The following is a 25,910-nucleotide window of genomic DNA, read 5'->3' as shown; positions in this document are numbered from 1 at the left end:
ACCGGCCGCATGACGGGGGCATGGCGCACAACATGCGAACGCCCGCACATTTACGTCAACAGGGCGGACGAATAATCGCTCCCAGCCCGCAGCTGCGGGGCACGGCCCACCTGGCATGGTGAACACTTCATTGCGTCTTTCTGTCGGAGTGTTGACGGAATAATCGAGCCTCCCTACCTTGACCGGCATGCAGATGCCCAGCGGAGTGCACGCACTGGTCAGGCGGACCCACGAAGAGCGCGTCATGCGTGCGCTGCAGGAGAACGGCGCCATGAGCCGGGGCGAGATCGCCCGGGTCGTGGGCCTGTCCCGCACCACCCTGTCCGAGATCACCGGCAACCTCCTGCAACGCGGTGCCATCGTGGTCGTCGACACCGACGCCTCCCGCCGCGAGGGCAGCGGGCGGCCGGCCGAACGGCTGGCGCTCGACCCGGCGTCGGCGCAGTTCATGGGCGTCGACTTCGGACACCGGCGCGTCCACGTCGTCGTCGCCGACGCCGCGCACGAGATCATGGTCTCCGGCTCCGTCCGGTACGAGGACACCGCGACCTGGCCGACCCGCACGGAACGGGCCCTGGAACTGGTCGACCGGCTCAGCGGCGAGGCCGGGGTCCACTACGGGGCGTTGCAGGGCATCGGCATCGGCGTACCCGGTCCCTACCCGGCTCCGGAGGGGGCGGCCTGGCCGCGCGCCACCCCGGGCACCACGGTGCTGCGCCCGGCACCCGAGGGCGTCGACGTGGCCTTCGCCGAACGCTTCGACGCACCGGTCATCGTCGACAACAACACCCGGCTGGCCGCCCTCGCCGAGGCGATCAGCGGCGCCGACAGCGTCGCCGACCTGGTCTACGTACGCCTGTCGGACGGCGTCGGCGGCGGACTCGTCGTCGGAGGCCAGCTGGTGACGGGTTCGTCCGGGCTGGCCGGCGAGCTGGGACACGTGACCGTGGAACCGGCGGGCCGCCCCTGTCGCTGCGGCAAGCGGGGCTGCCTGGAGACCGTGGCCTCGGTGCCCGGAATCCTCGCCGCCTGCTGGGAGTTCGGCCTGCGCCTGGAGAACCTCGACGACCTCGCCGCCGCCGTGCGCCGCGCCCACCCCGTCGTGGACCGGGTGCTGCGGGAGGCCGCGGGGGCGCTGGGCCGGGTGGTCGGCGCCGCGACCATGATGCTGAACCCGGCGAAGGTGGTCATCGGCGGCGAGATCACCCGGCTGGCGCCCGTCCTCGTGGAACAGGTCGCCGCCACCCTCGCCGCCGAGATCTTCCCGACCGCCTCGGCGGGACCCGCCGTGGCCGCCGCCCGGCTCTCCGACGACGACGGCGCCATCGGCGCGCTCGCCGCGGTCTTCCACAGCTCACCCCTCCTGGCGAGGTATCCCGAAACCGCCGACGTGAAGGGCCGTTCCGATGCACCCCACTCCGCCACCGAAGGAGCCGCCCATGTCCGTCCTTGACAAGCGGAGTGCCGACCAGCGGCGCCCGCGGCCCGAGAAGGGGCCCGGGGCCTCGCCCGAGGCCGAAGCGGGCGACAGCACGGCGGGGGGCGCCGTGGCGGCAGACACCTCGGCGGGCGCCGCCGAGTCCGCGCCGGAGCGCTCCCGTTCCGGCAGGCGCGGGCTGCCCCTCGTCCTGAACGCCGTGTCCGTCGCACTCGGCATCGCCCTCTGGTGGGCCCTCGCCTCCGCCGGTTTCAAGCTGCCGACACCGCCGGAGGTCGTCGACCGCGCCTCCACCCTGATCGGCGACGGAACGCTCGCCGACGACGCCCTCGCCAGCCTGACCCGGGTCCTCATCGGCTTCGGCCTGGGCACGGCCGTGGCCGTCCCGGTGGGCTTCCTGATGGGCTGGTACGGCATCCTGCGCGGACTGATCGAGCCCTGGATCCAGTTCTTCCGCACCATCCCGCCGCTGGCCATCATCCCGCTGGCCGTGGTCGCCATGGGCATCGACGAGACCCCGAAGATCTTCGTCATCTTCCTGGCCGCGTTCCTGGCCTGTGTGATCTCCACCTTCCAGGGCGTGGTGAACGTCGACCGCACCCTGATCAACGCCGCCCGGGTGCTGGGCGCGGGCGACGCCACGATCTTCGCCCGCGTGGTGGTGCCGGCGTCCACCCCCTTCATCCTCGTCGGCATGCGGGTCGGCCTCGGCTCGGCCTGGGCCACCCTGGTCGCCGCGGAGCTGATCGCCGCCCAGGAGGGCCTCGGCTACCGCATGCAGAACGCCCAGCTCTACTACGACCTCCCGACCATCTTCGTCGGGCTCATCTCGATCGGGATCCTCGGTCTCCTCATGGACCGCGTCCTCCTCCTCGCCGAACGCCGGCTCACCCGATGGCAGGAACGCCGATGACCAGCACACCCGCCAAGATCTCCGTCCAGCACGTCACCAAGACCTTCTCACTGGGCAGGGAGACCTTCACCGCCCTGGACGACGTGAGCCTCGACATCGCCAACCACGAGTTCGTCACCGTCGTCGGCCCCTCGGGCTGCGGCAAGAGCACCCTGATGAACATCCTCGCCGGCCTGGAGGCACCCACCTCCGGCCGCGCCCTGGTGGACGGAGCACCCGTCTCGGGGCCCGGACCCGAGCGCGGCGTCATCTTCCAGCAGTACGCCCTCTTCCCCTGGCTGACCGTACGGCAGAACGTCGAGTTCGGTCTCAGGACCACGGGAGTGCCCAAGCGCGAACGCCGCGCCAGGGCCGAGCACTTCATCGAACTGGTCGGCCTGGAACGCTTCGCCGACGCGCTCCCCAAGACCCTCTCCGGCGGCATGCGCCAGCGCTGCGCCATCGCCCGCGCCTACGCCGTCGACCCCTCGATCCTGTGATGGACGAACCCTTCGGCGCGCTCGACGCGCTCACCCGGGTCAAGCTCCAGGAGCAACTGCTGAAGACCTGGAGCCAGGACAGGCGCACGGTCCTGTTCATCACCCACGACGTCGACGAGGCCGTGTTCCTGGCCAACCGCGTCGTCGTGATGGCCGCCCGACCCGGACGCGTCTACGACGTCGTCGACGTCGACCCCGCCATCGAGCGCGACGAGGCCTTCCGGCTCAGCCCCAAGTTCGCCGCACTGCGCAACCGCGTGTGGCGCTCCGTCTACCACCAGGAAGGCCGCACCGCCGCCCTTTCCGGTTCCCACTCCCCGACGCCATGACCCGGAAGGGACCCACCGCGATGTCACCCGTCCTCACCCGCAGAAGCCTCACCACCACCCTCGCCGGCGTGGCCGCCATGGCGCTGCTCGCCGCATGCGGCGGCTCGTCCTCCGGCGGCTCGTCGGACAAGGTGCGCTTCGGATACATCAACGACTTCAACGGCGCCAGCCTGATCGCCATCGCCGAGGCCGAGGGCCTGTGGAAGAAGCACGGGCTGTCCGCCGACGCCAAGGTCTTCACCAACGGGCCGCTCCAGATCCAGGCCCTGGGCACCGACAACCTCGACTTCGGCTACATAGGCCCCGGCGCCATGTGGCTCCCCGCCTCCGGCCAGGCCAAGGTCGTCGCCATCAACACCCTGGGCAACTCCGACCGCGTCCTCGCCCAGCCGGGCATCACCTCGATGCAGCAGCTCAAGGGCAAGACCGTGGCGGTGCCCGAGGGCACCTCCGGCGACATGATCCTCTCCCTCGCACTGGAGAAGGCCGGGATGACCAAGGAGGACCTGAAGGTCGTCCCCATGGACCCGTCCACCATCGTCTCCGCCTTCTCCTCCCAGCAGGTCGACGGCGCCGGCTTCTGGTACCCGGCCGCGGCGACGATCAAGAAGCAGGTCCCCGACCTGGTCGAACTCGCCAAGAACGCCGACTTCGAACAGGACGTCTCCTTCCCCACCGCCTTCGTCGCGGGCAACAAGGTGGTGGCCGACCAGCCGGAGAAGACCAAGAAGGTCCTCGCCGTGCTGCGCGAGGCGATGACCTTCCGCTCGGAGCACACCGACGAGGCGATCAAGCTGACCGCCGACAAGCTGAAGATCCCCGTCGAGCAGGTGAAGGCGGACGCCGCGAACAACAAGGTGCTCAGCGTGGCGGAGCTGGACGAGCTGACCCGGGACGGCACCGTCGTCAAGTGGCTCGAGGGCATGAACGACTACTTCGTCAACGCCGGCAAACTCAAGAAGCCCGCCGACCCCAAGACCTACTACACCGGCGACCTCTTCACGGGAGCGGGCAAGTGACGCGAACGAACGAGCCCGGCGCCCAGCCGGGTCCGCAGACCGGTGGCGAGTCCGGTGTGCAGGCCGGCGCCGAGTCCGGTGCGCAGGCCTGCGACCAGGCCGGGGCGTCCCGGAAGAACATCCTCTTCCTCATGACCGACCAGCACCGCACCGACACGCTCGGCGCCTACGGCAACCCGCTGGCCCACACCCCCGCGCTCGACGAACTGGCCGCCACGGGAACCCGCTTCGACCGCTGGTACACCCCCACCGCCATCTGCACCCCGGCCCGCGCCAGCCTGCTGACCGGCCAGGCACCCTTCCGGCACAAGCTCCTCGCCAACCACGAACGCAACGTCGGCTACCTGGAGGACCTCGCCGAGGACCAGTTCGCCTTCTCCCGGGCGCTGCGCGAACACGGCTACAACTGCGGCCTGTTCGGCAAGTGGCACGCCGGAAACCGCCGCACCGCGGCCGACTACGGCTTCGACGGCCCCGAACTGCCCGGCTGGCACAACCCCGTCGACCACCCGGACTACCTCGCCTACCTCGACGAACGCGGACTGCCGCCGTACGAGATCAGCGACCGGGTCCGCGGCACCCTCCCGAACGGCGGCCCCGGGAACCTGCTCGCCGCCCGTCTGCACCAGCCGGTCGAGGCCACCTTCGAGCACTACCTGGCCACCCGCGCCATCGAGCGGCTGGAGCACTACGCCGCCGACGCGCACGACCGCGACCGGCCCTTCTTCCTGGCCCTGCACTTCTTCGGACCGCACCTGCCGTACATCCTCCCGGACGAGTACTTCGACCTGGTCGACCCCGCGGACGTGGAACTGCCCCGGTCGGTGTCCGAGACCTTCGAGGGCAAACCCCCGGTCCAGCGCAACTACAGCGCGCACTGGACCTTCGACACGATGCCCATCGAGACCACCCGCAAGCTCATCGCCGTCTACTGGGGCTACGTGGCCCTCATCGACCGGCAGATCGGCCGCGTCATGGCGGCCATGGAACGGCTCGGCCTCGTGGACGACACGGCGGTGTTCTTCACCTGCGACCACGGGGAGTTCACCGGCTCGCACCGGCTGCACGACAAGGGCCCCGCGATGTACGAGGACATCTACCGCACACCGGGCCTGCTCCGGGTCCCGGGCGCGCCCGGCGGCCAGGTGCGCGACGAGTTCGTCAGCCTCCTCGACTGCACCGCCACGATCCTCGAACTGGCCGGCCTCGACCCGAAACCCGCCGTCGACTCGCGCAGCCTGCTGCCCCTGGTGCGGGGCGAGACGGTGGAGTGGGACGAGGACATCGTCTGCGAGTTCCACGGCCACCACTTCCCCTACCCCCAGCGCATGCTGCGCGAGGACCGGTACAAACTCGTCGTCAACCCCGACTCCGTCAACGAGCTGTACGACCTGCACACCGACCCGGACGAACTGCAGAACGTCTACTCCCACCCGGAGCAGGCGGAGGTCCGCGGCCGCATGATGCGCCGGCTCTACGACGTCCTGCGCGCACGCGGCGACAACTTCTACCACTGGATGACATCGATGTACGACGTCGGAGAGGTGGGCCACGACCCGACCCTGAGCGGGCTCGACGAGTCCACCTACAAGGCCTAGCAGGCGCACGCACGCGATCGATTCGAGGACCCGTGACCCTTACTCACCGCCCGTGCTGCGCCCCGGCGACGGCACCCGTGGCCGTGGCCGCCCCGTCCCCCGCGGCCGCCGCGGAGCCGGGGCCCGCCGCCCGCCCGCGCTCGACCCGCGGACAGGTGCGCCTGCCCGGCGGTGAGTTCGCGATGGGGGACGCCTTCGGGGAGGGATATCCGGCCGACGGCGAGACACCCGTGCACACGGTGCGCCTGCGGCCCTTCCACATCGACGAGACCGCCGTCACCAACGCCCGGTTCGCCGCCTTCGTCAAGGCGACCGGCCACGTGACCGACGCCGAACGCTTCGGCTCCTCGGCCGTCTTCCACCTGGTCGTCGCCGCCCCGGACGCCGACGTCCTCGGCAACGCCGCCGGCGCCCCCTGGTGGATCAACGTGCGGGGCGCCCACTGGCGCCGCCCCGAGGGCGCCCGCTCCGACATCACCGGCCGGCCGAACCATCCGGTCGTCCACGTCTCCTGGAACGACGCCACCGCCTTCGCGCGGTGGGCCGGCAAGCGCCTGCCCACCGAGGCCGAATGGGAGTACGCCGCCCGCGGGGGACTGGCCGGCCGCCGCTACGCCTGGGGCGACGAGCTGACCCCGGGCGGCCGGTGGCGCTGCAACATCTGGCAGGGCCGCTTCCCGCACGTCAACACGGCCGAGGACGGGCACCTGAGCACCGCACCGGTCAAGTCCTACCGGCCCAACGGCCACGGCCTGTGGAACACCGCGGGCAACGTGTGGGAATGGTGCTCCGACTGGTTCTCGCCCACCTACTACGCCGAATCACCCACCGTCGACCCGCACGGCCCCGGGACCGGGGCGGCACGGGTCCTGCGCGGCGGCTCCTACCTGTGCCACGACTCCTACTGCAACCGCTACCGGGTCGCCGCCCGCTCCTCCAACACCCCGGACTCCTCGTCCGGCAACCTCGGATTCCGCTGCGCCAACGACGCGGGCCTCACGTACGGATCAGCCGCTGAGTGATCTCCCGGTACTGCCGCAGGGCGATCCGGAGTTCCTCGGCATGCGTCTCGGGGTCCTGCTCCCGCCACCTCTCGCGCAGGGCACGACGCCGTTCCGCGAGGGCGCTCGCGAGATGGGCGGCGGCGTCGTCGAAGGCACCCTCCGCCTCCTCCAGCGCCTCGTGCGGAGCGTCGGCGAACGTGTTGATGGCCTTGCGGAGACGGTCCAGGACCGCGTCCCGTTCCGCCGGCGGCAGGAGCGCCTCCGGTGCCGCGGGACGGTGCCCGGTGCGGCGCTGGTCCTGGTCCGAGGGCTGCTGTGCGCGTGTCTGGTCGTACATCGTCGTGTGCCGCTTTCCTGGGTTGCTTGGATCACCGGGTTCCCGCAGCGGCGTGGCGCTGTGCCGTACCGACAGTCAACGCCCGATGGCGATGTGTGTCAAAGCGCCCGTTACCCGTGCCCGCTACCGCCGGGTGAGGTTCTGGGGGTAGTCGGTGATGATGCCGTCGACGCCGAGGGAGGCCATGGTGCGGACGGCGCCGGGCTCGTCGACGGTCCAGACGTTGATGTCCATGCCGAGCCGGTGGACGCGGTCGACGAGGGCCTGGTCGGTGACGGTGTACTGGGGATTGATCTGGTCGGCCCACCGGCTGAGCCGCAGGAGTTCGGTGTCGGTGGGGCGGTCGGCGTCGAGGATGCCGATGGGGACGTGCGGCAGGACGGTGTGGAAGGCGTGCGCGTCGTCGGTCTCGAAGGACTGGACGGCGAGCCGGTGGCGGGCGAGGGCCTGGCGGACGTAGCCGGGCTTGCCGCGCAGCGCGTCGGCCAGGTCGGTGGCGACGGTGGTGCCGTACTGAGCGCAGGGGCTGATCTCGGCGAGCAGCCCGGTGCGGGTGTGCCACAGGTGCCGGACGACCTCGTCGACGGTGACGAGCCGCTCACCCGCGTAGTCCTCGTGGAACCAGGATCCGGCGTCGAGACGGCTCAGTTCGTCCCAGGTGAAGTCGGAGACGCGGTAGCGGGGACGGCCGGGGTAGAGCTCCTCGATGTCGGTGGTGCGTTCCATGGTGCAGTCGTGGAAGTTGACGAGTCTGCCGTCCTTGGTGCGTTGGACGTCGATCTCGACGAAGTCGGCGCGCTGGCGCACGGCGAGACCGATGGCGGCGGCGGTGTTCTCGGGTGCCGTGCCCGAGGAGCCGCGGTGGGCGATGACGTCGGGGCCGGTCGCGGCCCGTGCGGTCGTCGAGGTCGCCGCCAGGGCCAGACCACTCAGCACGGCCACGACCGCACCGGCGCGCCTCCTGCTCGCACGTCTCACTGGAGCCTCCCGCGTTCGAATGACTGCCTGGAGACTCCCGGACGGTGGTTACGGGAAGCCTGCCGCGGTCTGGCGGGCCCGGAAGGGGCCGGTGGAGGGGGACGCCGAACCGGTCATCGGAGGCGGAGGGGGTGATAGTGCGCAACCGCCCCCTCCCGCCCCGCGCGTTTCACCCGCCGAGGATGCCCTGGGGGAGGAGCGACTGCGCAGAGGTGGCGGGATGCCCCACCTCCAGCGAACCGAGGAGACCGTCCAGGAGCGGACCGCCCGGAACACCGGCGGACGGGCCGGGGACGGGGGCCGCCTCGGCGAGGGGAGCGGAGACCAGCAGAGCGGTGGCCATGACGGAGACACAGGCGAGCTTCTTGATCATGTCCGTCCCAACGAACGGAGGCCCGGGGGGAAACGCTCACCGGACGCGTACTGGGCCAGTCGGGTTCACCCGGGCGCCAGCCGTGGCACCGGGGGAAGCCGCGTATGCTCCGGAGAGGCCCGGAACGCCTGGATCACCAGCGCGGCGAAGCGCCGGGAGGCCGCGACGCGGGCGGCCGTCGACAGGGCGTGGATGCCCCGGTTCGCCATGATCATGAGGATGAGGTCGTCCAGTACGAAATCGGGGCGCAGACCACCGGCTTCCCTGGCCCGACGGGCCAGTTCACCGGCGGACTTCAGCGAGTACGCGCGGGCGGCGGCGAAGTCCATCGCCTCCGGATAGGCCGCCATGAACGCCTCGGTGAAGCCGAGGTGCCGCGCGTGCAGCTCGCAGGTCGTCTCGACGACGAGGCAGAAGCCGGCCCAGGGGTCCGGGTGGGCCAGGCCCTCGTCGACGATCGTGCGGCAGGCCCGCAACTGGTCCGTGAACGCCTCGGTGACCAGCTCCCGCTTGGTCGGGAAGCGCCGGTAGAGCGTGGCCGGCCCGACACCGGCCCGCCGGGCCACCTCCCGCATCGGCACCCGCAGCCCCTCGGTGGCGAACAGCGCGCGGGCCGCGTCGAGGATGCGCTCGCGGTTGTCCCGGGCGTCGGAGCGCAGCGGGTGAGGCAAATGACCGGTCACCACTCTCACTTTAGCGAAGCGGACGGCAGCGTCCGTTAACGTCCCGGCGAGCAGGGCTTCGGTGCGTAGGGCACGGCCTCGGCGAGCAAGGAGTGACGAATGAGGGCAGTGGCGATCCGGACGTTCGGCGGCCCCGAGGGCCTGGAGGTCGTCGACCTTCCCGCCCCCGCGCCCGCCGCGGGACAGGTACTGGTCGCGACCGAGGCGATCGGCGTGAGCGGTGCCGACGTCGCCATCCGCAGCGGTGCGCTCGCCGCCTACGGATTCCGGGAGGGGCACGTGCCCGGCGGCGAGGTGGTGGGCACCGTGACGGCGGTCGGCGCGGGCGTCGACGCCGCCTGGACCGGCCGGCGCGTGTGGGCGCAGACCGGCGCGGGAGGCGGCTACGCCGAACAGGCGACCGCCCCGGCCGACGACATCCTCCCGCTCCCCGCGGGGTTGTCCGCACCGGCCGCGGTGACGCTCGGCAGCGCCGGGGTGGTGGCGCACTTCGGGCTCGCCCACGCCCGCTTCACCGCGGGCGAGCGCGTGCTGGTCCGCGGTGCGGCCGGCAGCATCGGCATCATGGCGGTCCAGCTCGCGGCACGCGCCGGTGCCGCCGCGGTGGCGGTCACCACGTCGTCGGCCGCCCGAGGCGAGCGGCTGCGCGGGCTGGGCGCGACCCATGTCCTGGACCGCTCGGGCGAGGGCGGCGCGGACGCTCCCCGCGCCTTCGACGTCATCGTGGACATCGTCGCCGGAGCCGGCCTGCCCGACTTCTTCACCAGGCTCGCACCGAACGGCAGGATGGTGGTGGTCGGCGCCGTCGCGGGGCAGCCGCCGGCGGACTTCGGCACCCGTCTGATGGCGTCCTTCCAGAAGTCGATGTCGTTCGCCACCTTCAGCGCCGCCACCGTCCCGGAGGCCGGCCTGCGGGCCGTGCGGGCCGATCAGTTCGCCGCCGCGGGCCGCGGGGAGATCGAGACCGTCGTACACGAGGTGCTGCCCCTGGACCAGGCGGCCACGGCGCACCGGAAGATGGACGCGGGCGAGGTCTTCGGACGCATCGTGCTGACCCCGTGACCCCCGCCCCGTGCCGCCGTCCCACCGCCGGCCGCACCCGGCGACCTCGCTCAGTCCGCCCCACGCGGCCAGACGAACACCTCGGTACCCGGTTGGCGCACGGAGAAGCGACCCGACGGCGAGACCTCCCTTGATCCCACCGCGCGGCCGGTACGCCCGCCCCGTGCCGTGCCCGGCGGGCACCCGGTGGCACGTCGCGCAGCCCGCGGCCGCCGGAGCGCCGACAGGTGCCGGGTTCCGGCCGACCGGGAGCCCGGCCCGCTCCCGCGGTGGGCACCCGGGCCTACGACGACTCGCGCACCACCAGCTCCGTCGGCAACGTCATCTGCTGCCGCGGCGCACCGTGCTGCGTGATGTCGGTGAGGATGCGGGCCATGGTGCGCCCCAGCTCCTCCACCGGTTGACGCACCGTCGTCAGCGGCGGGTTGGTGTGGCGGGCCAGGACGGAGTCCTCGAAGCCGACGACGGCGACGTCCCCGGGCACCTGCCGCTTCTGCCGGCGAAGTTCGGCCAGGGCGCCGACCGCCATGAGGTCGGACGCGGCGAAGACGGCGTCCAGGTCCGGGACGCGTTCAAGAAGCAAACGCATGGCGCTCGCGCCGCCCTCCTCGGTGAAGTCGCCCGCCTCGACGAGGAGTTCCTCCGCGGGCACCGCCGCCTCCAGGTGCGCGGCGCGCCAGCCGGCGAGCCGGCTGCGGCCGACGTCCATGTCCAGCGGCCCGGTGATGGTGGCGACCCGGCGCCGTCCGCCGCCCAGCAGATGCCGCACCGCGGCGGCGGCCCCGCCGGCGTTGTCGGAGTTGACGTAGCTCAGCCGCTCGCCCGAGTCGCGGCGGCCGGCGAGCACCGTGGGCAGGCCCATCTCCTCGAGCATGCCGGGCAGCCGGTCCTCGGAGTGCACCGAGACCAGCAGCACGCCGTCCACCCGGCGGGTCGCGACCGACGCGGTCAACTGGTCCCGCTCGGCCTGGTCGCGGACGAGCATGAGCTGCAACTGGGTGCGGCTCTCGGCGAGGGCGCCGCTGACCCCGCGGATGAGCGCGGCGAAGAACGGCTCCGAGCCGAGCCGGCTCTCCGACTCCGGGATCACCAGGGCCACGGCGTTGGTGCGGTTGGTCACCAGGCCGCGGGCGACCGAGTTGGGAACGTAGTTCAGTTCCTTGATCGCCGCAAGCACCCGCTCCCGGGCATCGGCACTGACCAGCTCCGAGCCGTTGACGACACGGGAGACCGTGGTGCGGCCCACGCCGGCGCGGGCGGCGACCGTTTTGATCGTTGGACGGCGGTTGCCGGTCATGTACTCCCCCCTCGGCGGCCGCGGCGGCGCTGTCTGCCGCGGAGTTGACCTGCGGCAATTCTGACAGACGCCGCGGTCGGCGGAGCACCCCCCGGTCTCCGGGAGGCGAACGCGGCGCAGGGGCGGTTGCGACAAGTTGCTTTCAAGTTATTGACAGACCGGTCCCCTTCCCACGAGTCTTCGAGGCGCCGGTGGGAACGTGCCCACCAAAATTGGGCACGTTCCCACCCTTGTTCGAGCCGCTGTCTTTCATCGCTGTAGCCGCTGTAGCCATCGCAGTAGTCATCGCAGAACTCGTCACTCCGATGTGTCAGCGCCGTCGCTAGGAGGAGATCCATGGGCACTCTCGGTTCGTTGCGCAGAAAGGCGGTGGCGACGGCCGCGGCCGTCGGCGCGCTCGCGCTCGTCGTCGGCTGCAGCAGCGGTGACGACTCGGCCACCGGCGGTGGCAAGAAGGACGGCAAGGTCACCATCACCATGGGCATGTACGGGGTGATGGGCATCAAGGAGACCGGCCTTCTCGAGCAGTACGAGAAGGAGAACCCCGACGTCGACATCAAGGCCGAGATCGCCGGTGACGAGCAGACGTACTACACGGCTCTGCAGACCAGGCTCGCCGCGGGCAAGGGCCTGAAGGACATCCAGGGCATCGAGATCGGCCGGGCCAAGGAGATCACCGAGACCCAGGCCGACAAGTTCGCGGACTTCTCCGACGTGCCCGGCACCGACCACTTCCTGCCGTGGAAGGAGTCCCAGATCAGCACCGAGGACGGCAAGGTGCTGGGCCTGGGCACCGACATCGGCCCGATGGCCGTCTGCTACCGCAAGGACTACTTCGAGAAGGCGGGTCTGCCCACCGACCGCGAAGAGGTCGCCAAGCTGTGGGCGGGCGACTGGAAGAAGTACGTCGAGGTCGGCCGTGACTTCAAGAAGGGCTTCAAGGGCGGCGACGTGGCCTACATGGACGCGGCCAGCGGCCTGTTCAACGCCATGGTCTACGGCTACCCGGAGCAGTACTACGACGACAAGGGCGAGCTGATCTACGACTCCAACCCCGCCGTCAAGGAGGCGTGGAACCTCTCCGCCGACGCGGCGGAGGACGGACTGACGGCCAAGCTCCGCCAGTTCCAGCCGGGTTGGGACCCGGGTCTGGCCAACGGCACTTTCGCCACCGCGGTGTGCCCGGCGTGGATGCTCAGCCACATCAGCGAGAAGGCCGGCGACGCGAACAAGGGCAAGTGGGACGTCGCCAAGGCCCCCAAGGGCGCGAACTGGGGCGGCTCCTTCCTCGGCGTGGTCGAGCAGAGCCCGGTGAAGGAGGAGGCCAAGAAGCTCGTCGCCTGGCTGACCGCGCCCGAGCAGCAGGCGCACATCTTCAAGGAGATCGGCAACATCCCCTCCTCCCGCACGGCGCTGGACAGCCCCGAGGTGAAGAACGCCAAGTCCGAGTACTTCAGCGGCGCGCCGATCGGACAGATCTTCGGGGCCGCCGCCCAGGAGATCCCGGACAAGCAGGTTCTCGGCCGCAAGGACGGCACGATCAAGGACACCTTCTCCCAGGGCCTGGCCCTGATCGAGCAGGGTGACGCCAAGCGTGACGAGGCGTGGAAGACCACCGGGGAGCGCATCGAGAAGGCGGTCGGCTGACTCTCCGCTCCCGAGGCCGACCGGGCCCGCCCGCGTCCAGGACAAGGTCCTGGCCGGCGGGCCCGGCGCCCGGCTCACCCAACCGCACTCAGGAAGGAAGTCCGGTGGCCACCTCCACCACCAAGGCCCTGGCCGGGGACGAGCCTCCGCGGCCCTCTCCCCGCCCGGGCGGCGAGGGCACCGCCCGGCGGCGCGGCGCGCTCTGGCACCGGCTCGACATCAAGGGCGCCCCGTACGCGTTCGTCGCGCCGTTCTTCATCGTCTTCGCCGCGTTCAGCTTCTACCCGCTGATCTACACCTCGTGGATCTCCCTGCACGACGTGGAGCTGGCCACCCTCGATGTCATGGAGTGGGTGGCGTTCGACAACTACGTCGAGCTGTGGGGTGATTCGCGGTTCTGGAACGCGGTGCAGAACACGATCACCATCGGCGTCATCTCCACGGTGCCGCAGTTGATGATGGCGCTCGGCATGGCGCACCTGCTCAACTACCGGATGCGCGCCTCGCTGTTCTTCCGGGTCGCCTCCCTGGTCCCGTACGCCACCTCGGTCGCCGCGGCCGCCCTCGTCTTCACCATGATCTTCGAGCGCGACTTCGGCATGATCAACTGGGCGCTCGGCTCGGTCGGGATCGACCCGGTGGACTGGGAGGCCGACAAGTGGCCCGCCCAGGTCGCGATCTCCACCATCGTCATCTGGCGCTGGACCGGCTACAACGCGCTGCTCTACCTGGCCGCGATGCAGGCCATCCCCGCCGACCGCTACGAGGCGGCCTCCCTCGACGGCGCCTCGCGGTGGAAGCAGTTCATCCACGTCACCATTCCCGGGATCCGTTCCACCATCGTCTTCACCATCGTGCTCTCCACGATCGGCGCCACCCAGCTCTTCGGCGAGCCGCTGATCTTCGGGCAGGGGCCCAACGGTGTCACCGGCGGCGCGGACAACCAGTACCAGACGCTGGGCCTGCTCCTGTACGAGGAGGGCTGGAAGAACTACCAGATGGGCCGCTCGGCGACCGTCGCCTGGGCGATGTTCATGCTGCTGGTCCTCGTCTTCGTCGTGCAGCGCGTCATCAAGCGCCTGCGCTCCCGCACGTCCTGACCTGGAGTCGCGATGACCACCCAAAGTCTCCCGGCCCGGACCGACGCCCCGGCCCGGACCTCCGCCGCGAAACCGGCCGGCCGCGGTGGCCGCCGGCTGCTGCGCCAGCGCGCGGGCCGCCAGCACCACGCCGGCCCGCTCGCCTATGTGCTGCTCGCCGTCATGGCGATCCTGTCGATCTTCCCGCTGTACTGGACCATGGTGGCCGCGTCCACCGACAACACCCGGGTCAGCCAGACGCCGCCCCCGTTCCTGCCCGGCCCCAACCTGTTCAGCAACCTCGCCCGGGCCTGGGACGAGGCCGCGATGGGCAAGGCCATGGTCAACAGCCTCATCGTGGCCGGGGTGATCGCCCTGTCCACGGTGCTGTTCGCCACCCTCGCCGGGTTCGCCTTCGCCAAGCTGCGGTTCAAGGGGCGCAACGCCCTGCTCATGCTGGTGATCGGCACCATGATGGTGCCGCCGCAGCTCGCGGTCGTGCCGCTGTTCATGATGATGGCCGACCTGGGCTGGTCGCAGCAGCTGCCCGCCGTCATCTTCCCGACCCTGGTGAGCGCGGTCGGCGTGTTCTTCATGCGGCAGTACCTGACGGAGGCGCTGCCGGACGAGCTCGTCGAGGCCGGACGCGTGGACGGGGCGCACTCGCTGCGGATCTTCTTCAGCATCGTGCTGCCCATCGCGCGGCCCGCGATGGCCGTCCTGTTCATGATCACGTTCGTGCACGCGTGGAACGACTTCTTCTGGCCGTTCGTGGTCCTCGACATGACCAACCCGACGGTCCCCGTCGCGCTCACCCAGCTCAGTGCGGGCTACGTCCGCGACCAGTCGCTGATCATGGCCGGCGCGCTGCTCGGCACCCTGCCGCTGCTGGCGATGTTCGTCGTCTTCGGCCGCCAGATCGTCAGCGGCATCATGGCGGGAGCCGTCAAGGGCTGACCCGCCGCCCCCGCCGTACCCAGCATCCCCATCCGAAAGGACTTACGTGGTCACCGCAGCACACCGGACCGCGTCCGCCCCGGACGCCGCCCGCACCTTCCCCAAGGGCTTCCTCTGGGGCTCCGCCACCGCTTCCTACCAGGTCGAGGGAGCCGCCGCGGAGGACGGCCGCACCCCCTCCATCTGGGACACCTACGCCCGCACCCCCGGCCGGGTCCGCAACGGTGACACCGGTGACGTCGCCACCGACCACTACCACCGCCGGAGCGAGGACGTCGCCCTCATGGCCGAACTCGGCCTGGGCGCCTACCGCTTCTCCCTCGCCTGGCCCCGGATCCAGCCCACCGGCCGCGGCCCCGCCGTGCAGAAGGGCCTGGACTTCTACCGGCGGCTGGTGGACGAGCTGCTGGAGAAGGGCATCCAGCCCGTCGCCACCCTCTACCACTGGGACCTGCCCCAGGAACTGGAGGACGCCGGCGGCTGGCCCGAGCGCGCCACGGCCGAGCGGTTCGCCGAGTACGCGGCCCTTGCCGCCGACGCCCTGGGCGACCGGGTGAAGACCTGGACCACCCTCAACGAGCCCTGGTGCAGTGCCTTCCTCGGCTACGGATCCGGCGTGCACGCGCCGGGCCGCACCGACCCGGTCGCCGCGCTGCGCGCCGCCCACCACCTCAACCTGGCGCACGGCCTGGCCGTCCAGGCGCTGCGCGAACGGGTCCGCGCCGACGCCCAGGTCTCCGTCACCCTCAACATCCACCACGTCCGCCCGCTCACCGGCAGCGAGGGCGACGCCGACGCGGCCCGCCGGATCGACGCCCTGGCCAACCGGGTCTTCACCGGCCCGATGCTGAACGGTGCCTACCCGGAGGACCTGCTGAAGGACACCGCCGAGCTGACCGACTGGTCCTTCGTGCAGGACGGCGACCTGCGCCAGGCCCACCAGCCGCTGGACTTCCTCGGCGTCAACTACTACACGCCCACCGTCGTCTCCGAGACCGACGGCAGCGGCGCCCACACGTCCGACGGGCACGGCAACAGCTCCCACAGCCCCTGGCCGGGAGCCGACCGGGTCGCCTTCCACCAGCCGCCCGGCGACACCACCGCCATGGGCTGGGCCGTCGACCCCACCGGCCTGTACGACCTGCTGCGCCGGCTGTCCGCCGACTTCCCGAGGCTGCCGCTGGTCATCACCGAGAACGGCGCCGCCTTCGACGACTACGCCGATCCCGAGGGGCAGGTCAACGACCCCGCCCGGATCGCCTACGTCCGCGGTCACCTGGCCGCCGTCCACCAGGCCATCCTGGACGGTGCGGACGTGCGCGGCTACTTCCTGTGGTCCCTGCTGGACAACTTCGAGTGGGCGCACGGCTACAGCAAGCGCTTCGGCGCGGTCTACGTCGACTACCCGACCGGCACCCGCATCCCCAAGGCGAGCGCCCGCTGGTACTCCGAGGTCGCCCGCACCGGCGTACTGCCCGGCGCCTGACCGGGCCGGTGCGGTGCCCGACAGCTCGCCCCGCCGGGTGCCGCACCCGTGTTCCGCCCCCGTCCTCCGCCGCGCCGGCCGAGGACGGGGGCGGACGCGTGCCCGCCGCCGGCTCAGTCGAGCGGGGCGAGCGTGAGCCTGGCCTCGGCCGGGTTGCCGTCGTGCACCAGCGACTCGTGGTTGCCGACGTCGTCGAAGGCGAACGCGTACGCCTTCCCGTCGGCCATGCGCTCGTGGATGATCCGGGCGTAGTGGTTGGTCACCGGGTCCCGGTAGAAGTTCGCCGCCGAGGGATCGGGCTGGTTGGGGTTGCTCAGCAGCGTCGAGCGGTTGAAGCCGGCGCACAGCGTGCGCGAGATCGGCCCGCGCACCTGGTCGTTGGGCGCGTCCAGGAGCCGGTGGCAGCCGAAGACGCTGGAGGCGTCCGGCTTCTGGAAGCTGGTGACGACCGCGCCGGAGGTGTTGGTGAAGTTCATGACGTTGCCCGAGACGCGTCCGAAGTACTTGGTGTCCGGACGGTCGCCGAAGGGCGTGACGGTGAGGGTGGTCGACGCGTACTTCTGCCAGACCCGGTTGACGTAGTCGTCCATGACCGACGCGGGCAGCGCCCCGGTCTCCACCCCGTACAGGGGCGCCAGCGCCCGCAGTACGGTGCCGTCGGGCCGGGTCTGGATCAGCCCGCCCCAGCCCGGCTGGGCCCGCAGCGCGTCGAACACCCCGCGGTAGCCACCGGCCTTGAGCTGTCCGGCGCTGGTCACGCCGCCGTCGGCGCGCTGCACGCCGACCGTGTAGGGCGCGGAGAACATGTCGACCTGGGTGCTGTTCAGCCACAGCCCGCCGTCGTTGAGCGTGTACTCGGACCAGTTGAAGAGGATGTTGCGGTTGGGGTCGCTGGGGTTCTGCACGGCGGGCTGGACCAGGCCGCCGGTGGTGAGCCGGAAGTCCAGCTTCTGGCCGTAGGAGAAGTAGATGCGTCCCGACAGCTTCGGGATCCGGATGGTCTTGGTCTGTCCCGCGGCCGGTCCGGGGATGGACGCGTCCGGTGCGGGGGTGGGGGGATTGCCGCCGGCGGGCCAGGCGTGGAAGGTTCCGTTCTCGTCCGCCCAGCCCTGCTGACCGGTCGTCAGCGAGGTGCCCAGGTTGTAGATGTGGACGGCGTCGCCACGAGCGGAGTTGTTGGTGATCTTCAGGGGGATGGTGGCGGGCACCGCGGCGTCCGCGGGCGGTGCGGCGCCGAACGAGAGCAGGGCGCCGGTCAGGCCTGCGGCCGCGGCCACGGCGAGCAGACGGTGTCTGAGTCGGGAGAGCACTCTCCACCTCCGTGCGGGTGTGGGGGAATTGGTCCGTACCGATTCTGAGAGCGCTCTCAGCGTTGCGCCGGGGCGCGTTCATGTCAATGTGTGCGGCGGAAGAACGCGGGGCCGCCTTCCGCCGCCACGGCGAGACCTACCGCGACGCGGCGCGCCCGTCCGGGCTCGTGCGGCCCTTCACGGCGGGACCGGCCACCGCATAGTGCCGCACTCCGTCCGCACCCCGCCGCTGCGCCGCGGGCCACAGGCAGTCCAGGACCGAGGCGGACGGCGGGAACAGCGCGGACGGGACCGACTCGCGGGCGAACCACTCCCAGCGTTCGATCTTGTCGGGCTCGGTGACCCGGGGCGTCCCGGCCGCCCACCCGGTGACGGCCGCCGCCGTCACCCGGGTCAGCCCGCCCACGCCGTCGACGAGCACGGCCAGCACCCGCACCTCCGCGGGGGCCGCCACGAGCCCGGTCTCCTCCGCCAACTCCCGGGCGGCGGCCGTCTCGAAGTCCTCGCCCGCGTCGACCTTGCCGCCGGGCAGCTCCCAGCGTCCGTCGTGGCCGAGCCCCAGCAGCACCCGTCCGGCGGGGTCGAGGACGGCGAGGCCGACACCGGTGAGGCTCTGGGCGGCGGGGCGGGCGCGTTCGGGGCGCTCGGCGCCCGGTGCGGAGGAGTTCACCGGCTCATTCCACACCGTGGCGGCCCCCGGCAGCCACCGGGGGCAGCACGGCGGCCGCGTCGTGGAACGCCCGGCGCAGCGCGACGATCCCGTCACCCGTCCTCGTCGGGTGCACCCGGTTGGTGAGCAGCACGGCATACCGTCGCGTGGCCGGGTCGACCCACAGGCTGGTGCCGGTGAAGCCCGTGTGGCCGTAGGACTCCGGGCCGAACACCTCCCCGGCGGGGGAGCCGACCGGGTCACGGCCCTGCCAGGCCAGAGCGCGGCGCAGCGCCAGGCCGTCCGTGTGGGCGGCCGTCATCAGGGCGAAGGTCTCGGGCCGCAGGAGGCCCCGGCCCCCGGCAGCGAGGGCGGCGCCCAGCCGTTCCATGTCCGCGAGGGTGGAGAACAGCCCCGCGTGCCCGCCGACCCCGCCGAGCACCACCGCGTTCTCGTCGTGGACCTCGCCCACCACCCGGCGGCCGCGCCAGGGGCAGTCCTCGGTGGCCACCGCCCGTGCCCGGCGCCCGGCGTCCGGCCGGAAGACGGTGTCGCGCAGGCCGAGCGGCGCGCACACCAGCCGCTCCACCAGTGCCTCCAGCGGCTCCCCGGCCGCCGCCTCGGCGATCAGGCCGAGGACGATGAAGCCCTGCGAGGAGTACTGCACGCGGGTGCCGGGCTTCGCGGTCAACGGCAGCAGCCGTACCGCCTCCAGCAGCGCCGCACGGGTGGGGTGATCGCGGTACAGCGGCACCTGGCCCGGTATCCCCGAGGTGTGCGCGAGGAGTTGACGCACGGTCAGCTCCGCCTTGTCGCCGTCCCGGTAGTCCGGAAGGTACCCGCCCACGGTGTCGTCGAGGCCGAGCGCGCCGCGTTCGACGAGCGCCATGACCACGAGACCGGCGATCGGCTTGGTGACCGAGGCGAGGTCCCACACGTCGTCGCCGTCCAGCGGCGGTCCGTCCCAGCAACGGGTGCCGGTCCAGCCCCGGTCCAGCGGCCCCTGCGGGCCCCCGACGGACCAGGCGGCGCCGGAGCAGATCCGCTGGTCCCGTCCTTCGGCGAGCAGTTCGGCCAGGGCGCTCACGCCTCCTCGCCTCCCCGGACCGTGTCCACCACGCCGAGTACGGGGGTGCGCGCGCCGAGCCCGGCGGACACCGTGCGCGCGGCGGCCCGCACCATCGGCCCGAACACCTCCACACTGCCGGGGTCGAGGGTGAAGGTCAGTCCCGCGATGCCGATGGCGCCCACGGCCCGGCCCTCCGCGTCCAGCACGGGAGCCGCCACCGACCGCACGTCCGGCTCGTCGTACTCGTCGTCCACGGCGTAGCCGCACACTGCCGCCCGCGCGAGTACCGCCCGCAGCGCGGCCGGGTCGGCGGGCGTGTTCGGCGTGCGCGCCTCCAGGTCCGGTGCGTCCAGGAGCGCCGCGACCTCCTCGGTGGGCAGCGCGGAGAGCATGGCGAGCCCCACGCCGCAGGTGTGGAGCGGTGTCCGGTGGCCGGGCCGGGTGCCCATCCGGTACTCACGGGCCGGCTCCGACTGCTCCAGGTGCACGGCGTCCGACGCGTGGCGCACCGCGTAGAACGCGACATGGCCGGTGCGCCGGCGCAGGTCGGCGAGGGCGGGCCTGGTCAGCTCCAGCACCCGGCTGTCGCTCAGGGCCGCCGCCGCCAGCCCCAGCAGCCGGGGCCCCGGGCGGTAGCTGCCGCCCTCGGCGGGCTCTGCGAAGCCGTACTCCGCCATGGTCCGCAGGTGCCGGTGGACGGTCGGCTTGGTCAGTCCCGTGCGGCGCGCGATCTCTCCGAGCCGGTGAGGTCCGCCGGGCTGGACGAGCGCATCGAGCACCTCCATCGCCTTGTCGACGGGGCCCTTCACGAGTTCCTGGTCGACCGACCGGGTGTTGACCGCTTTCACCATGTCGCTTAGCTTAACCCAACCGCATTCCATCTGACGGAACGGAGGTGTTGTTCAATGGAACGAAATCTTCAGGGGCGCACGGTGGACCGCAGCCGTCCCAGCCGACGCCGGGTCCTGCGGACCGGTGGTCTGCTGCTCGGAGCGCTCAGCGCTCCCGCGCTCCTGAGCGCGTGCGGCACGACCGCCGCCGCGGACCGGGCAGGCAACGTCCTTCGGGTCTCCCAGACGGGCGACCCGAAGACGCTGGACCCGCAGAAGCAGGGCGACATGGTGTCGATGAACGTCCTGATCAACATGTTCGACACCCTCACCACCCGCGGCCGGGACAACCGGCTCCACCCCAGGCTCGCCCTCTCCTGGAAGGCCACCGACGCGCGCACCTGGCGCTTCGTCCTGCGCCCCGGGGTGACCTTCCACAACGGCGAGGTGTGCGACGCACGCGCCGTGGCCTTCAGCATCGAGCGTCTGCTCGACCCGGCGACCAAGTCACCCATCGTCGAGCTGCGCTTCGTCAAGGGCGTCACCGTCGTCGACCGGCTCACCGTCGACATCCACACCACCGTGCACGACCCCATCCTGCCCGCCAAACTCTCCCTGTTCGGCGGCGTCGTCGTACCGCCCCGCCACCTCGCCGACGTGGGCGACGCGGCCTTCGCCGACCACCCCGTCGGCACCGGCCCCTTCACCTTCACGAGCTGGCAGCGCGACCACGAACTGCGGATGCGCGCCTACGACGGCCACTGGAACGGACGCCCGGCCGTCGACGGCCTCGTCTTCAGCCCCGCCCCCAACGCCTCGTCCTCCCTGGCCGCCCTGCAGAGCGGCGGCGTCGACCTCGTCGCCGGACTCACCCCGGACGCCGCCCAGCAGCTCGACGGCTACGGCGGCATCACCATCCACGGCTACACGGGGATCCGCACCGCCTACCTGTCCCTGAACACCCTGGAAAACGGCCCGCTCCAGGACCGCCGGGTACGCCAGGCGCTCAACCACGCGATCGACGTCCCGCTCCTCATCAAGGCCGTGCTCGGCGGCAAGGCCACCGAGACGCCCGCACTCGTCCCGCGCGGCTCCTTCGGCTTCGACCCCACCGTCAAGCCCTTCACCCGCTCCGTGGACACCGCGCGGCGGCTGCTCGCCGAGGCCGGCCACCCGCACGGCTTCTCCACCACGCTCACCGCCTCCAACGTCGACGCCAACGTCGCCGAGGCCCTGTCCGGACTCCTCGCCAGGGCCGGGGTGGACGCCCGCGTCAACCTGCTCGACCCCGGCACCTACTCGGCCCGCCTCACCTCCGACAACCGCGGTGCGCTCGGCCCGATCTACCTCGCGGCCAGCACCGTCTGGACGATGGACGGCGCGAGCATCGTGCAGTCCAACGTGCGCAGCGACCGACGCCAGAGCCGCTGGCACTCCGCCGAGGCCGACCGCCTCATCGACGCCGAGGAACTGTCCGAGGACCCCCGCCGGCGCGAAGCGGCCTTCTCGGACCTGCAACGGCTGATGCGCCGGGAAGCACCCTTCGTCTTCCTCTACCAGATCGACAACATCATCGCCCGCAACGACCGGCCCCGCTGGACGCCGGGAGCCGCGGGCGTCCTCTCGATGGAGAGCGCGGAGGTCTCCCGATGAGCGCCCTCACCCTCGACAAGCCACCCACACCGGCGGCCGCCCCGACCCGCCGCAGGGACCGGACGGGCCCGCTGCGAGGGGTGCTCAAGCGCCTGCTCACCGCCCTGTTCGTGCTGTTCTGCACGGCCACCGTCGCCTTCTTCCTCGTCCGCCTGTCCGGCGACCCGGTGAAGATCCTGCTGCCGCCGGACGCCACGGCCGAACAGGAACGGGTGCTGCGCCACTCGCTGGGCCTGGACCAGTCCCTGTTCGCCCAGTACCTCGACTACCTCCGGGGACTGCTCCACCTCGACTTCGGCGACTCCCTCGTCTACGGCCAGCCCGTGAGCGAGATCCTCGCCGACCGGCTGCCCGCCACGATCGAACTGGCCGCCGCCGCGCTCGCGGTGACCCTCGTCGTCGCGATCCCGGCGGGCATCGTCGCCGCGATGCGCCGCGGCCGGGGCACCGACAAGACCGTGATGACCGGCGTCCTGCTCGGCCAGTCCACCCCGCCGTTCTGGGTCGGCATCCTGCTCATCCTGGTCTTCGCCGTCTGGCTGCGGGCCCTGCCCGCCTCCGGCTACGGCACCCTCGCCAACCTGGTCCTGCCCGCCGTCACCCTCGCCGTGTACTCCGTCGCCGTCGTCGCCCGCCTGCTGCGCTCCTCGCTGATCGACGTCCTGTCCTCCGACCACATCCGCAGCGCCCGCGCCAAGGGATTCGGGCCGCTCCAGGTGGTGCTCAGGCACGGGCTGCGCAACGCCTCGCTGCCGGTGGTGACCGTCGTCGGTCTGGAGGTCGGCAACCTGCTCGGCGGGGCGATCCTCACCGAACGGGTCTTCTCCTGGCCCGGGGTGGGCCAGTTGACCGTCGAGGCGATCTCCAACCGCGACTTCCCGCTCGTCCAGGCCACCGTCCTGTTCTTCGCCGCCACCTTCGTCGTGGTGAACCTGCTCGTCGACCTCTCCTACAGCTTCCTCGACCCGAGGGTGAGGACGTCCCGATGACCGTCATGTCACCGGCCGCGACCGACGTGGCCCCGGACAAGAAGCCGCCCGGCGGCTCCGGATCCGTCGTCCTGCGCGGTCTGCTGCGCAACAAGCTCGCCGTACTGGCCCTCGCCGTGCTCGTACTGCTGCTGCTCGCGGCCCTGTTCGCCCCGCTGATCGCCCCCTACGACCCCAACGCGCAGAACCTCCTGCTGCGGCTGCGACCCCCCGCCTGGCAGGACGGCGGCAGCGGCGCCCACCTCCTCGGCACCGACCAGCTCGGCCGCGACATGCTCTCGCGCGTCGTCCACGGAACCCGGGTCTCCCTGCTCGTCGGCGCCGGCGCCGCGCTGCTCGCCGGCGTCATCGGTACGGTCGTGGGCCTCGCCTCCGGATACTTCGGCGGCTGGGCCGACCGCACCCTCATGCGGCTCGCCGACGTCCAGCTCGCCTTCCCCTCGCTCCTGCTGGCCCTCGCCGTCGTCGGCTTCCTCGGCTCCGGCCTGTGGGTCGTGATCGTGGTGCTCGGCTTCACCGGCTGGGTCTCCTACGCACGCGTCGTGCGCTCCGAGGTGATGTCGCTGCGCACCCGCGACTTCGTCACCGAGGCCCGCGCGATCGGCGTCACCGACGTCACCATCATGCGCCGCCACCTGCTGCCCAACGTGATGGCGCCCCTGGCCACCATCGGCACCCTGCACGTCGCCGCCGCCATCGTCGCCGAGGCCTCCCTCAGCTATCTCGGCCTGGGCGTCCCCAAGGAGACGGTCACCTGGGGCGGCATGCTCGCCGACGGCCAGCTCTACCTGGGCACCTCCTGGTGGGTCGCCGTCTTCCCCGGCATCGCGCTGATGCTGACCTCCCTCGCCATCAACATCACCGGCGACGCCCTGCGGGACGTCGCGGACCCGAAGGCCTACCGCCGATGACCAACGACCGACCGACAACCGGCCCCGGCCTGCCCACGGGGCACGCGCCCCGGCGGCCCGCCGACCGGCAACCGCTCCTCGAGATCGACGGCCTCAGCGTCGACTTCCACCTGGCGGGCTCCGTCGTCCACGCCGTCCGGGACGTCTCCCTCCACGTCCGCGCCGGGGAGACCCTCGCCGTGGTGGGGGAGTCCGGCAGCGGCAAGAGCGCCACCGCGCTCTCCGTCCTGCGTCTCAACCCGAGCCCGCCGTGCGTGTACGCGAGCGGCGAGATCCGCTTCGACGGACGCGACCTGCTGCGGCTGTCCGAGAAGGAACTCGGCCGGGTCCGGGGCCGCGACATCGCCATGGTCTTCCAGGACCCGATGACCTGCCTCGACCCGCTCCAGCGCGTCGGCGCCCAGGTGGCCGAGGTCCTCAGGCACCACACCGGGATGTCCCGCGCCGAGGCCGCGAAGGCCGCGCTGGCGGCCCTCGACGAGGTCGGCATCCCCGACCCGGCCCTGCGCTACCGCCAGTACCCGCACGAACTCTCCGGCGGCCTGCGCCAGCGCGTGATGATCGCGACGGCGCTGGTCGCCCGCCCCCGCGTCCTCATCGCCGACGAGCCGACCACCGCCCTGGACGTCACCGTGCAGCGCCAGATCCTCGACCTGCTGGTCACGCTCCAGCACAAGCACGACATGGGCGTCGTGCTCATCACCCACGACCTCGCGGTCGTCGCGGAGACCGCCGACCGGGTCGTGGTCATGCACCGGGGCAAGGTCGTCGAAACCGGCGACGTCCTCGACGTGTTCGACCGCCCGGCCGACGACTACACCCGCCGGCTCCTGGCGGCCACCCCTCGCCTGGAGGCGGCATGAGCACCGACGCGACCGACACCCCCGCCCCCGCCCCCACGGCCACGCCCATGCCCACGCACGCCGGTCCCCTCCTCGAACTGGACGGCCTGCGCAAGGAGTTCGGCGGGCGGCACCCGAACGTCGCCGTCGACGACGTGTCGCTCGAAGTCCGCGAGGGCGAGACCATGGCCCTGGTCGGCGAGTCCGGCTGCGGCAAGACCACCCTCACCCGGCTGCTCCTCGGACTCCTCGAGCCCACCGCCGGAAGCGTGCGGTTCGACGGACAGGACCTCGCCGCCCTCACCGCCTCCCAACTGCGCGGCGTACGACGGCAGATGCAGGTCGTGCTCCAGGACCCCTACTCCAGCATGAACCCGCGCATGCGCATCACCGACATCGTCGCCGAACCGCTGGTCACCCACGACCCCGAGGCACGCGGACGGCGCGCACGGGCCCGTAACCGGCAGCGGGTCGGGGAACTCCTGGAGGCCGTCGGCCTGGACTCCGGCATCCAGGACCGCTACCCGCACGAGTTCTCCGGCGGCCAGCGCCAGCGCGTCTCGATCGCGCGGGCCCTGGCGCTCCACCCCCGGCTGCTGGTGCTCGACGAGCCGACCAGCGCCCTGGACGTCTCCGTGCAGGCGACCGTCCTCGACCTCCTGGCGGACCTGCAACAGCGGCTGGGCCTCACCTACGTCTTCGTCTCGCACAACCTCGCCGTGGTGGCGCAGGTGGCCGACCGGGTCGCGGTGATGAGCCGGGGGAGCCTGGTCGAGGTCGGCGAGGCGACGGCGGTGCTGCGCACCCCGCGCCACCCCTACACCCGGCAGCTCCTCGACGCCGTACCGGTCCTCGACCCGCGCCGGGGCCGGCGGGCCGCGGCACGCGCGTCCGCCCCGACGGACGGACCGACGGACGACACGACGGACGACACGACGGACGCACCGACGGACGAAGCGAGCCGATGAACAGCCCCGC

The 25,910-nt window shown here is 71.9% G+C and carries 24 protein-coding genes and 1 pseudogene; 16 read left to right on the top strand and 9 right to left on the bottom strand.

What is annotated here, in order from left to right; all coding sequences use genetic code 11:
* Positions 1-187: 187 nt before the first annotated feature.
* The 6 genes and pseudogenes from R2E43_RS01435 (at position 188) to R2E43_RS01410 (ending at position 6,798) form a co-directional block, all read left to right on the top strand.
* Entirely contained in the window at positions 188-1,453 is a 1,266-nt protein-coding gene (locus R2E43_RS01435; RefSeq protein ID WP_319218319.1) for an ROK family transcriptional regulator, read from the top strand.
* 94 nt (positions 1,454-1,547) lie between these two features.
* The gene (locus R2E43_RS01430) at positions 1,548-2,351 is read left to right on the top strand and encodes an ABC transporter permease (RefSeq protein WP_003971601.1); all 804 of its coding nucleotides are present in this window, start codon (positions 1,548-1,550) and stop codon (positions 2,349-2,351) included.
* Positions 2,348-3,159: pseudogene (locus R2E43_RS01425) on the top strand (ABC transporter ATP-binding protein). Before R2E43_RS01430 ends, R2E43_RS01425 begins: the two are co-directional and overlap by 4 nt.
* A gap of 20 nt (positions 3,160-3,179) precedes the next feature.
* Complete coding sequence (locus R2E43_RS01420; RefSeq protein ID WP_003971599.1) at positions 3,180-4,178, top strand: aliphatic sulfonate ABC transporter substrate-binding protein; 999 nt, start codon at positions 3,180-3,182, stop codon at positions 4,176-4,178.
* 56 nt (positions 4,179-4,234) lie between these two features.
* Positions 4,235-5,776, top strand: coding sequence for a sulfatase-like hydrolase/transferase (locus tag R2E43_RS01415; protein WP_193486027.1), 1,542 nt, complete (start codon positions 4,235-4,237; stop codon positions 5,774-5,776).
* 32 nt (positions 5,777-5,808) lie between these two features.
* On the top strand, positions 5,809-6,798 hold the full coding sequence (locus tag R2E43_RS01410) for a formylglycine-generating enzyme family protein (RefSeq protein WP_003971597.1): 990 nt from the start codon (positions 5,809-5,811) through the stop codon (positions 6,796-6,798).
* Here R2E43_RS01410 and R2E43_RS01405 read toward each other — a convergent pair.
* The 4 genes from R2E43_RS01405 to R2E43_RS01390 all read right to left on the bottom strand — a co-directional run bounded on the left by R2E43_RS01405 (position 6,773) and on the right by R2E43_RS01390 (position 9,151).
* Positions 6,773-7,117 carry a hypothetical protein gene (locus tag R2E43_RS01405; protein ID WP_003971596.1) on the bottom strand — a complete coding sequence of 115 codons (345 nt, stop codon included), beginning with the start codon at positions 7,115-7,117 and terminating at the stop codon, positions 6,773-6,775. The two genes, R2E43_RS01410 and R2E43_RS01405, sit on opposite strands and share 26 nt — an antisense overlap.
* Before the next feature lie 123 nt (positions 7,118-7,240).
* Positions 7,241-8,059, bottom strand: a complete 819-nt coding sequence (locus tag R2E43_RS01400) for a glycerophosphodiester phosphodiesterase (protein WP_016328123.1) — start codon at positions 8,057-8,059, stop codon at positions 7,241-7,243.
* Positions 8,060-8,264: 205 nt separating this feature from the next.
* On the bottom strand, positions 8,265-8,468 hold the full coding sequence (locus tag R2E43_RS01395) for a hypothetical protein (protein ID WP_003971594.1): 204 nt from the start codon (positions 8,466-8,468) through the stop codon (positions 8,265-8,267).
* Positions 8,469-8,533: 65 nt separating this feature from the next.
* Positions 8,534-9,151, bottom strand: coding sequence for a TetR/AcrR family transcriptional regulator (locus R2E43_RS01390; protein ID WP_332055819.1), 618 nt, complete (start codon positions 9,149-9,151; stop codon positions 8,534-8,536).
* 99 nt (positions 9,152-9,250) lie between these two features.
* Between R2E43_RS01390 and R2E43_RS01385 the strand changes: the two genes are divergently transcribed.
* Positions 9,251-10,213 carry a zinc-binding dehydrogenase gene (locus R2E43_RS01385; protein WP_038534186.1) on the top strand — a complete coding sequence of 321 codons (963 nt, stop codon included), beginning with the start codon at positions 9,251-9,253 and terminating at the stop codon, positions 10,211-10,213.
* Between the two features lie 283 nt (positions 10,214-10,496).
* Here R2E43_RS01385 and R2E43_RS01380 read toward each other — a convergent pair whose 3' ends face one another.
* Complete coding sequence (locus R2E43_RS01380) at positions 10,497-11,510, bottom strand: LacI family DNA-binding transcriptional regulator (RefSeq protein ID WP_332055818.1); 1,014 nt, start codon at positions 11,508-11,510, stop codon at positions 10,497-10,499.
* A gap of 336 nt (positions 11,511-11,846) precedes the next feature.
* Here R2E43_RS01380 and R2E43_RS01375 point away from each other — a divergent pair, with 336 nt between their 5' ends.
* The 4 genes from R2E43_RS01375 (at position 11,847) to R2E43_RS01360 (ending at position 16,679) form a co-directional block, all read left to right on the top strand.
* Positions 11,847-13,157 (top strand): ABC transporter substrate-binding protein, encoded by a 1,311-nt coding sequence (locus R2E43_RS01375; protein WP_003971589.1) that lies wholly within the window; start codon positions 11,847-11,849, stop codon positions 13,155-13,157.
* A gap of 104 nt (positions 13,158-13,261) precedes the next feature.
* Positions 13,262-14,257, top strand: coding sequence for a carbohydrate ABC transporter permease (locus R2E43_RS01370; RefSeq protein ID WP_003971588.1), 996 nt, complete (start codon positions 13,262-13,264; stop codon positions 14,255-14,257).
* 12 nt (positions 14,258-14,269) lie between these two features.
* Entirely contained in the window at positions 14,270-15,193 is a 924-nt protein-coding gene (locus R2E43_RS01365; RefSeq protein WP_003971587.1) for a carbohydrate ABC transporter permease, read from the top strand.
* A gap of 46 nt (positions 15,194-15,239) precedes the next feature.
* Positions 15,240-16,679 carry a GH1 family beta-glucosidase gene (locus R2E43_RS01360; protein ID WP_003971586.1) on the top strand — a complete coding sequence of 480 codons (1,440 nt, stop codon included), beginning with the start codon at positions 15,240-15,242 and terminating at the stop codon, positions 16,677-16,679.
* Between the two features lie 113 nt (positions 16,680-16,792).
* Here R2E43_RS01360 and R2E43_RS01355 read toward each other — a convergent pair whose 3' ends face one another.
* From R2E43_RS01355 to R2E43_RS01340, 4 genes are all read right to left on the bottom strand, one after another.
* On the bottom strand, positions 16,793-17,989 hold the full coding sequence (locus tag R2E43_RS01355) for a glycoside hydrolase family 64 protein (RefSeq protein ID WP_093457691.1): 1,197 nt from the start codon (positions 17,987-17,989) through the stop codon (positions 16,793-16,795).
* A gap of 136 nt (positions 17,990-18,125) precedes the next feature.
* The gene (locus R2E43_RS01350; RefSeq protein WP_189284037.1) at positions 18,126-18,659 is read right to left on the bottom strand and encodes a nucleotide triphosphate diphosphatase NUDT15; all 534 of its coding nucleotides are present in this window, start codon (positions 18,657-18,659) and stop codon (positions 18,126-18,128) included.
* A 4-nt stretch (positions 18,660-18,663) separates the two neighbouring features.
* Complete coding sequence (locus R2E43_RS01345; RefSeq protein WP_189284038.1) at positions 18,664-19,725, bottom strand: serine hydrolase domain-containing protein; 1,062 nt, start codon at positions 19,723-19,725, stop codon at positions 18,664-18,666.
* A complete protein-coding gene (locus R2E43_RS01340; protein WP_332055817.1) occupies positions 19,722-20,558 on the bottom strand; it encodes an IclR family transcriptional regulator in 837 nt (278 codons plus the stop codon). The genes R2E43_RS01345 and R2E43_RS01340 overlap by 4 nt, the downstream gene beginning before the upstream one ends.
* 54 nt (positions 20,559-20,612) lie before the next feature.
* Between R2E43_RS01340 and R2E43_RS01335 the strand changes: the two genes are divergently transcribed.
* From R2E43_RS01335 to R2E43_RS01315, 5 genes are read left to right on the top strand one after another with little or no spacing between them, the layout of a single operon-like run.
* Positions 20,613-22,190: an ABC transporter substrate-binding protein gene (locus R2E43_RS01335; RefSeq protein WP_016328128.1), complete on the top strand. Its 1,578-nt coding sequence runs from the start codon at positions 20,613-20,615 to the stop codon at positions 22,188-22,190.
* On the top strand, positions 22,187-23,179 hold the full coding sequence (locus R2E43_RS01330; RefSeq protein WP_011031749.1) for an ABC transporter permease: 993 nt from the start codon (positions 22,187-22,189) through the stop codon (positions 23,177-23,179). Before R2E43_RS01335 ends, R2E43_RS01330 begins: the two co-directional genes overlap by 4 nt.
* Positions 23,176-24,090, top strand: coding sequence for an ABC transporter permease (locus tag R2E43_RS01325; protein WP_016328129.1), 915 nt, complete (start codon positions 23,176-23,178; stop codon positions 24,088-24,090). The genes R2E43_RS01330 and R2E43_RS01325 overlap by 4 nt, the downstream gene beginning before the upstream one ends.
* Positions 24,087-24,953, top strand: coding sequence for an ATP-binding cassette domain-containing protein (locus R2E43_RS01320; RefSeq protein ID WP_093457693.1), 867 nt, complete (start codon positions 24,087-24,089; stop codon positions 24,951-24,953). Before R2E43_RS01325 ends, R2E43_RS01320 begins: the two co-directional genes overlap by 4 nt.
* Positions 24,950-25,900 (top strand): ATP-binding cassette domain-containing protein, encoded by a 951-nt coding sequence (locus tag R2E43_RS01315; protein WP_408649107.1) that lies wholly within the window; start codon positions 24,950-24,952, stop codon positions 25,898-25,900. The genes R2E43_RS01320 and R2E43_RS01315 overlap by 4 nt, the downstream gene beginning before the upstream one ends.
* The last annotated feature ends 10 nt before the right edge of the window (positions 25,901-25,910 follow it).

Source organism: Streptomyces violaceoruber (assembly GCF_033406955.1).
Lineage (GTDB): Bacteria > Actinomycetota > Actinomycetes > Streptomycetales > Streptomycetaceae > Streptomyces > Streptomyces violaceoruber.
The sequence above is the reverse complement of the archived record's forward strand: the minus strand, read 5'-3'. Positions and strand labels throughout refer to the sequence as shown.

Bases quoted from the DNA above. Each gene is read 5' to 3' on its own strand.
- R2E43_RS01340 (WP_332055817.1), bottom strand. From the start codon at position 20,558: ATGGTGAAAGCGGTCAACACCCGGTCGGTCGACCAGGAACTCGTGAAG.
- R2E43_RS01405 (WP_003971596.1), bottom strand. From the start codon at position 7,117: ATGTACGACCAGACACGCGCACAGCAGCCCTCGGACCAGGACCAGCGC.
- R2E43_RS01435 (WP_319218319.1), top strand. From the start codon at position 188: ATGCAGATGCCCAGCGGAGTGCACGCACTGGTCAGGCGGACCCACGAA.
- R2E43_RS01330 (WP_011031749.1), top strand. From the start codon at position 22,187: ATGAGCGCCCTCACCCTCGACAAGCCACCCACACCGGCGGCCGCCCCG.
- R2E43_RS01420 (WP_003971599.1), top strand. From the start codon at position 3,180: ATGTCACCCGTCCTCACCCGCAGAAGCCTCACCACCACCCTCGCCGGC.
- R2E43_RS01315 (WP_408649107.1), top strand. From the start codon at position 24,950: ATGAGCACCGACGCGACCGACACCCCCGCCCCCGCCCCCACGGCCACG.
- R2E43_RS01320 (WP_093457693.1), top strand. From the start codon at position 24,087: ATGACCAACGACCGACCGACAACCGGCCCCGGCCTGCCCACGGGGCAC.
- R2E43_RS01385 (WP_038534186.1), top strand. From the start codon at position 9,251: ATGAGGGCAGTGGCGATCCGGACGTTCGGCGGCCCCGAGGGCCTGGAG.
- R2E43_RS01325 (WP_016328129.1), top strand. From the start codon at position 23,176: ATGACCGTCATGTCACCGGCCGCGACCGACGTGGCCCCGGACAAGAAG.
- R2E43_RS01380 (WP_332055818.1), bottom strand. From the start codon at position 11,510: ATGACCGGCAACCGCCGTCCAACGATCAAAACGGTCGCCGCCCGCGCC.
- R2E43_RS01375 (WP_003971589.1), top strand. From the start codon at position 11,847: ATGGGCACTCTCGGTTCGTTGCGCAGAAAGGCGGTGGCGACGGCCGCG.
- R2E43_RS01335 (WP_016328128.1), top strand. From the start codon at position 20,613: ATGGAACGAAATCTTCAGGGGCGCACGGTGGACCGCAGCCGTCCCAGC.
- R2E43_RS01395 (WP_003971594.1), bottom strand. From the start codon at position 8,468: ATGATCAAGAAGCTCGCCTGTGTCTCCGTCATGGCCACCGCTCTGCTG.
- R2E43_RS01365 (WP_003971587.1), top strand. From the start codon at position 14,270: ATGACCACCCAAAGTCTCCCGGCCCGGACCGACGCCCCGGCCCGGACC.